General features: G+C 71.5%; 8 protein-coding genes and 1 tRNA gene. 5 read left to right on the top strand and 4 right to left on the bottom strand.

Going from position 1 to position 6,709, the window contains the following annotated elements:
* The 3 genes from GA0115240_RS39055 to GA0115240_RS25865 all read right to left on the bottom strand — a co-directional run.
* Positions 1 to 407: chaplin (locus GA0115240_RS39055; protein ID WP_141708962.1), on the bottom strand; the 407-nt coding region annotated here is incomplete at its 3' end.
* Between the two features lie 154 nt (positions 408 to 561).
* Complete coding sequence (gene chpH / locus GA0115240_RS25870; RefSeq protein WP_093740190.1) at positions 562 to 795, bottom strand: chaplin ChpH; 234 nt, start codon at positions 793 to 795, stop codon at positions 562 to 564.
* Between the two features lie 157 nt (positions 796 to 952).
* On the bottom strand, positions 953 to 2,290 hold the full coding sequence (locus GA0115240_RS25865; protein ID WP_256069981.1) for a M20/M25/M40 family metallo-hydrolase: 1,338 nt from the start codon (positions 2,288 to 2,290) through the stop codon (positions 953 to 955).
* A 293-nt stretch (positions 2,291 to 2,583) separates the two neighbouring features.
* On the opposite strand from GA0115240_RS25865, the gene GA0115240_RS25860 reads away from it, so the two are divergent.
* Positions 2,584 to 2,668, top strand: a tRNA-Leu gene (locus GA0115240_RS25860).
* Between the two features lie 168 nt (positions 2,669 to 2,836).
* Here GA0115240_RS25860 and GA0115240_RS25855 read toward each other — a convergent pair.
* Positions 2,837 to 3,211 carry a cupin domain-containing protein gene (locus tag GA0115240_RS25855; RefSeq protein WP_093740186.1) on the bottom strand — a complete coding sequence of 125 codons (375 nt, stop codon included), beginning with the start codon at positions 3,209 to 3,211 and terminating at the stop codon, positions 2,837 to 2,839.
* Between the two features lie 73 nt (positions 3,212 to 3,284).
* Here GA0115240_RS25855 and GA0115240_RS25850 point away from each other — a divergent pair, with 73 nt between their 5' ends.
* The 4 genes from GA0115240_RS25850 (at position 3,285) to GA0115240_RS25835 (ending at position 6,524) form a co-directional block, all read left to right on the top strand.
* A complete protein-coding gene (locus GA0115240_RS25850; RefSeq protein WP_256069980.1) occupies positions 3,285 to 3,758 on the top strand; it encodes a MarR family winged helix-turn-helix transcriptional regulator in 474 nt (157 codons plus the stop codon).
* Between the two features lie 102 nt (positions 3,759 to 3,860).
* Positions 3,861 to 4,781, top strand: coding sequence for an ATP-grasp domain-containing protein (locus GA0115240_RS25845; protein WP_093740184.1), 921 nt, complete (start codon positions 3,861 to 3,863; stop codon positions 4,779 to 4,781).
* Positions 4,781 to 5,803, top strand: a complete 1,023-nt coding sequence (locus tag GA0115240_RS25840; protein ID WP_093740182.1) for an LLM class flavin-dependent oxidoreductase — start codon at positions 4,781 to 4,783, stop codon at positions 5,801 to 5,803. The genes GA0115240_RS25845 and GA0115240_RS25840 overlap by 1 nt, the downstream gene beginning before the upstream one ends.
* Before the next feature lie 175 nt (positions 5,804 to 5,978).
* The gene (locus tag GA0115240_RS25835) at positions 5,979 to 6,524 is read left to right on the top strand and encodes a COG4315 family predicted lipoprotein (protein WP_093740180.1); all 546 of its coding nucleotides are present in this window, start codon (positions 5,979 to 5,981) and stop codon (positions 6,522 to 6,524) included.
* Positions 6,525 to 6,709: the final 185 nt, after the last annotated feature.

Raw genomic sequence — 6,709 nt, 5'->3', positions numbered from 1 at the left:
CCCGGCGTGCCCGGGTTGCCCGGCGTGCCGGGATTACCCGGCGTACCTGGCGTGCCCGGGTTCCCCGGGTTTCCCGGGTTTCCAGGCGTCCCCGGGTTGCCCGGGCCCCGCGGGGTGCCCGGCTGTCCCGGGGGGCAGTCCTTCGGCGGCGTCGTGTGGACCGACGTGTTCCCGCAGGAATTGCCCAGCGCCGGGTTTAGCAGCCCGACGACGTTGACCGTGTTGCCGCAGATGTTCACCGGCACATGCACGGGGATCTGCACCGCGTTGCCCGACAGCACGCCCGGCGAGCCCGCCGCGACTCCCGCCGCGCCCGCGTCCGCGTGGGCGAACCCGCCGCTGCCCGCGGCCAGCACGCCGCCGGCGGCGACGACCGTGAACAGACCCCTCTTGGTGACCTCTCGCATGACTTCTGACATCCCTGCCTTGGTGTTGTTCCGCATACCTGCGTATGGGCATATCTACGTTTTGTCCGAGCGCGCCCGGCGAAAAGACGATCGGCCCCGGAGCGCGCAGGAAGCGCGCCCGGGGCCGATCCGGCCGGTGACGGCCGGCGCAGGACTACTGGTTGACGCAGGTGTTGCCGAAGGTCGGGTTGAGCAGCCCGATCACGGAAATGGTGTTGCCGCAGACGTTCACCGGCACATGGACGGGGATCTGCACGACATTGCCGGACAGCACGCCCGGCGACTGGACCGCCGCGCCCTGCGCACCGGAGTCGGCGTAGGCCAGCCCGGTGCCCGCGAGCACCAGACCGCCGGTGGCAGCCGCAGCAGCGACGACCTTCTTGATCATTGTTCCTCCTCATGGGACATGTGTGATCCCAGCCGCGGACCACACATGCCGTAACGAGGCCGAACGCATTAGAGCTACGAAAGCACCGGTTCATTCACCCTTACCGGGGATGGACCCGGCCGCCGCGCGGGAACGGACGGCCGAACCCCGGCCCCGATCAGCAGTTGTCGATGAAGCGGTCGAGCACCCGCACCCCGAAGCGCAGCCCGGCCAGCGGCACCCGCTCGTCCACCCCGTGGAACATCCCGGCGAAGTCCAGCTCGGGCGGCAGCTGGAGCGGCGCGAAGCCGAAGCAGCGGATGCCCAGTTCGGAGAAGGACTTCGCGTCGGTGCCGCCGGACAGCATGTACGGCACCGTGCGCGCGATCGGGTCCTCCGCCTTGAGCGCCGCCTGCATCGCGTCGACCAGCGAGCCGTCGAAGTCGGTCTCCACCGCCTTGTCCGAGTGCAGCGACTCGCGCTTGACCCGCGGGCCGAGCACCCGGTCGAGGTCGGCGAGGAACTCCTCCTCGTAGCCCGGCAGGAAGCGCCCGTCGACGTGGGCGGTGGCCTGGCCGGGGATGACGTTCACCTTGTAGCCGGCGCCGAGCATGGTGGGCGCCGCGGTGTTGCGCAGGGTGCTGCCGATCATCTTGGCGATGCCGCCGAGCTTGGCGAGCGTGGTCTCCATGTCCTCGGGATCCAGCTCGGTGCCGAACGCGTCGGACAGTTCGTCGAGGAAACCGCGGACCGACTTGGTGACCCGGACCGGGAACTCGTGCCGGCCGAGCCGCCCGACCGCCTCGCACAGTTCGGTGATCGCGTTGTCCTTGTTGGTCATCGAGCCGTGGCCCGCGGTGCCGTCCACCGTGAGCCGCATCCAGTGCATGCCCTTCTCGGCGGTCTCGACCAGATACAGCCGGAGGTTCTCGTTGACGGTGAAGGAGAAGCCGCCGACCTCGCCGATCGCCTCGGTGACGCCCTCGAAGAGGTCCGGGTGTTTGTCCACCAGGAACTTGGCCCCGTAGGTGCCGCCCGCCTCCTCGTCGGCGACGAAGGCCAGCACGATGTCGCGCGGCGGCTTGCGGCCGGTACGCAGCCGGTCGCGTACGACCGCGAGCGTCATCGCGTCCATGTCCTTCATGTCCACCGCGCCGCGCCCCCATACGCAGTCGTCGGCGACCTCGCCGGCGAAGGGATGGCGGGTCCAGTCGTCGGCGTTGGCCGGTACGACGTCGGTGTGCCCGTGGATGAGCAGCGCCGGCCGGGACCGGTCCTCGCCCTCGATCCGCGCCACCGTCGAGGCGCGCCCCTGGTGCGATTCGAAGATCCGCGGCTCGAGTCCGACCTCCGCCAGCTTCTCGGCCACGTACTCCGCGGCGGCCCGCTCCCCGGGCCCCGAGTGGTCGCCGTAGTTGCTGGTGTCGATCCGGATCAGTTCACTGCACAGCGCGACCACCTCGTCCTCGCCCGTGCCCGTCACGCCGTCCGCCCTGCCCGACTCCGATGCGCCCACGCCGACTCCTCGCTCGTTCCCTGCCGTGCCCGCCGGTGCACCCCGGCGCCTACGACCGCTGCCGCGCCCATCCTCCCCCGCCGCCCCGACCATCCCCAAGGCTCCCCACCCCTGAGGCACCCCTGCCGTGGCTCTGCCGTCCCCCTGCCATCCCCCTGCTGCACCTCTGCCGCACCGCGGTCCCACCCCCGTCCCGGCCCCTGTCCCGCGCCCGACAGCGTGATCGAGCGCCCTTGGATCTTTGCTATGGTTTACCTCGTCGCCACGGCCCCGAGGCCGCGGTGACATACCCGGTCCGGGTGGCGGAATGGCAGACGCGCTAGCTTGAGGTGCTAGTGCCCTTTATCGGGCGTGGGGGTTCAAGTCCCCCCTCGGACACACATCACCACGCGTTGTCGTGGTAGCGGGAGTTGCCGCCAACAGGCCTCTTGCTTTACTCCGTTGCCACTGCGACCCCTCCACCACACCTGCGCCGGACGATGAGTTCGGTGATCCCTCCCAACGCCCTTGACGCGACCGCACCGGGCCACCCGGATCGGGGCGGCCTCACTCGGCCCAGGGCAGCGGGAGCTTGTCGGTACCGCCGGGAATGATCGCCTTGCCGCCGACGGGCATGGCGCACAGCGCCTGCGCCGGACCGCCGACGGCGGTGAGCCTCCGGACCGCACCCGCCGGGAGCACGACGGCCTGCCCGGCCTGCACGGCGGCGGTCTCGCCGTCCACCAGGGCCTCGAACTCCCCGGACAGCAGGGTCCAGACCTGCTCGCGGTCGATGATGTGCTCGGGAGTGGAGGCGCCGGCGCCGATCTCCACCCGCCAGGTGGCGACTTCGGTGCTTCCGCTGCTGGGGCCGGCCAAACCGAACATCGCGCCCGCCGGGGTGCGGGTGGTGCGCTCCGCGCTCTCGCTGACGACGTACATGGCGCCTCCTGTGTAAAGTAGCTTTACTCACCGCGAGTAAAGCAACTGTACAAAGGGGTGTCAAGATGGACCCGTGCCGACCGACGACCCCTTGGAGACAGCCGAACTGACCTTCCTGGTCGGTATGGCCTTCCAGCTCGTGCTCTCCGAGTTCGTCGGCCGTCTGGACGCCGCCGGCTACGCCGAACTGCGGCCCGTGCACGGCCTGGTCTTCCAGCTGCTGCGCGGCGCGGGCTCGACGAGCACCGAGCTGGGCGAGCGGCTCGGCGTCACCAAGCAGGCGGCCGGCCTCATGGTCGACGACCTGGAGAAGCGCGGCTACGTCGAGCGCCGGCCCCACCCGGCGGGCGGCCGGCGCCGGCTGGTCGTGCTCACCGGGAAGGGGCGCGAGCACATGGACGTGGCCGGCCGGATCATGCGCGAGGTGGAGGACGAACTCGCCGAGCGGCTGCGCGCCCGGGGCCGGCAGGTCCCGCGCGCCGAGCTGGCCGCGATCATCCGCTCCCTGGCCGGCGACGAGCTGCCGGCGCTCCGGCCGGTCTGGTGACCGGGCCGCGGCGGGCCGCGGGCTGACGACACGCTCTGCCGCCTGCGAAAACCCGTGCGATAACCTCGGAGGGGGCGGGACCGGCGGAAGGCGGCATGTCAGGTGAAGGCGTATGTGATCCACGAGAACCCGGACTGGTATCCGCCGTTCGCGGCGGCTTTCGAGGCCGAGGGTGTGGAGCACGAGCAGTGGCTGCTCGGCGAGGGAGTGCTGGACCTGGACGCGGAGCCGCCGCAGGGCGTCTTCTGGTCCCGGATGAGCGCCTCCGCGCACACCCGCGGCCACGAGCTGGCCAAGGACCACACCCGGTCCGTACTGAACTGGCTGGAGGCCCACGGCCGCCGGGTGGTCAACGGCCGCCGGGTGCTGGAGCTGGAGATGAGCAAGGTCGACCAGCTCACCGCCCTGCGCGCGGCCGGCATCGAGGTGCCGCGCACCCTTGCGGTCGTCGGCCGCGGCGGGCTGCTGGCGGCGGCCGCCAAGCTGCCGCTGCCCTTCATCGTCAAGCACAACCAGGGCGGCAAGGGCCTGGGGGTCGCGCTCTTCGACAGTGTCGACGCCTTCGCCGACCACCTTGCCGCACCGGACCACCAGGCGCCGGTCGACGGCGTCACCCTGCTCCAGGAGTACCTGCCGGCCGCCGAGCCGCGGATCACCCGCGTCGAGATCGTCGACGGCGCAGTCGTCTACGCGCTCACCGCCGACACCGCCCGCGGCGGCTTCGAGCTGTGCCCGGCCGACGCCTGCGCCATCGACGGCGGCCCGGACGCGCCGAGTCTGTTCGCGCTGCGCGAGGGCTTCGACCACCCGGTCCTGCGGCAGTACCTCGACTTCGCCCGGCAACAGGGCATCGAGGTGGCCGGCTTCGAGTTCATCGAGACCACCGACGGACGCCTGGTCACCTACGACGTCAACACCAACACCAACTACAACCCCGAAGTCGAGGGCCTGGCGCCCCGCTCGGGACCCCGGCAGATCGCCCGCCTCCTCAAGCGGCTGATCGAGGAAGAGGAGACCCGCTGATGCGCTTCGGATACTGGATGCCGATCTTCGGCGGCTGGCTGCGGAACGTGCCCGACGAGGCCATGTCCATCGACTGGCCCTACATCCGCGATCTCGCGGTGGCGAGCGAGCTGCAGGGATTCGACCTGAGCCTGATCGCCGAGCTCAATCTCAACGACATCAAGGGCCACCGCGCGCCGAGCCTGGACGCCTGGACGCTGGCGCCGGCCGTCGCGGCCGTCACCACCCGCCTCGAACTCATGCTCGCCGTCCGCCCCAACTACCACCTGCCGTCGCTGACCGCCAAGGCGCTGTCCACCCTGGACACCGTCGCCCCCGGCCGGCTGAGCCTGAACGTCGTCTCCTCCTGGTGGAAGGACGAGGCCACCCAGTACGGCGCCCCCTTCGACGTGCACGACGCGCGGTACGCCCGCACCGACGAATGGCTCGAAGTCCTGCACCGGCTGCTCACCGAGGAGACGGTCACCCACCACGGCGCCCTGTACGACCTGGAGGGCGCCGTCCTGGAGCCCAAGCCGGCCCGGCGGCCCACCGTGTACATGGGCGGCGAGTCCCCCACCGCCAAGGACCTCATCTCCACCCGCGGCGACGCCTACGTCATGCACGGCGACTCCCCCGAGACCATCGCCGCCAAGATCGCCGACATGCGTGAGCGCCGCTCCGCCCGGGGGCTGCCGCCCCTGTCCTTCGGCGTCTCCGGCTATGTGATCTGCCGCGACACCGAGGAGGAGGCCCAGCAGGAGCTGAGCCGCATCCTCGACGTGCGCTCGTCCCCCGAGGCCTACGCCTCCTACCAGGACTTCGTGGAGGGCTCGCAGCTGGAGTCGCAGGTCTCGCTGGAGGAGTACAGCGTCTCCAACCGCGGCCTGCGGGCCGGCCTGGTGGGCACCCCGGAGCAGATCACCGCCCGCATCCGCGCGTACGAGCAGGCCGGTGTGGACCTCATGCTCCTGCAGTTCTCGCCCCAGCACACCGAGATGGCGCGCTTCGGCCGCGACGTCATCACCCCCGGCTGGAAGTGACCCCGGCCGGCGGTGGGCGGTGCCCGCGCGGGCCGGCCGGGACCCTGCTCCAGGTGGCGCAGCGGTTGGTCTGAATGGTCGGCGCCGGGCGGTCCATGGGCGTGGGGAACGGCCGTGCGGGACCCCGAGGACCGAGGGTGGGGTTCCTGGCCCACGCACACCCTCTGGAGCTTTGATGAAGCGCACCGCCACGACGGTCACCTGCACCGTTGCCGCCATGCTGCTCGCCACCGCGATGAGCGGCTGTTCCTCCAGCACCAAGAAGGCCGCCGCGCCCGAGCAGGCCGCGACGGCGTCGGCGACCGTCGCCGCCAGCGAGGCGGCGGCCGACACCGCCGTGCACGCCGCCACCTCGCAGGCGACGGTGACCACGAAGTCCGTCGGCAAGCTCGGCACGATCCTGGTCGACGGCAAGGGCCACACCCTGTACCTGTTCGCGAAGGACACCAAGGACAAGTCCAACTGCACCGGCGCCTGCGCCGCCGCGTGGCCGCCCCTGCTCACCTCGGGCAAGGCCAAGGCCACCGGCGAGGCCAAGAGCGACCTGCTCGGCACCACCAAGCGGTCCGGCGGCACCCAGGTCACCTACAACGGGCACCCGGTCTACGGCTTCGTCAGCGACACCAAGTCCGGCCAGGCCAACGGCCAGGGCCTCAACCAGTTCGGCGGCCTGTGGTGGGCCCTCGACGCGACCGGCAACAAGGTCACCACCAAGCCCTGACCGGGCTCCGGTACCGCCCCGACCCCGGTCCGTTCGGCGCGCCGGACCGGCCGGCGCCGTGAACCTCGTGGCCGGGCCGGGCGGCGCGCTGCCCGGCCCGGCCCCGATCCGGCCCGGCCCCGATCCGGCTTCGGCGCCGCCGCGGGGCCCGCCGCCGCGCCGCCCTGCCCGGTGACCCACGGGAT

It is taken from the genome of Streptomyces sp. DvalAA-14 (assembly GCF_900091855.1).
Taxonomy (GTDB): domain Bacteria; phylum Actinomycetota; class Actinomycetes; order Streptomycetales; family Streptomycetaceae; genus Actinacidiphila.
Note: the sequence above shows the minus strand (reverse complement) of the source record. Positions and strands in the feature narration are given on the sequence as shown.

Bases quoted from the DNA above. Each gene is read 5' to 3' on its own strand.
- chpH (WP_093740190.1), bottom strand. From the start codon at position 795: ATGATCAAGAAGGTCGTCGCTGCTGCGGCTGCCACCGGCGGTCTGGTG.
- GA0115240_RS25840 (WP_093740182.1), top strand. From the start codon at position 4,781: ATGCGCTTCGGATACTGGATGCCGATCTTCGGCGGCTGGCTGCGGAAC.
- GA0115240_RS25855 (WP_093740186.1), bottom strand. From the start codon at position 3,211: ATGTACGTCGTCAGCGAGAGCGCGGAGCGCACCACCCGCACCCCGGCG.
- GA0115240_RS25835 (WP_093740180.1), top strand. From the start codon at position 5,979: ATGAAGCGCACCGCCACGACGGTCACCTGCACCGTTGCCGCCATGCTG.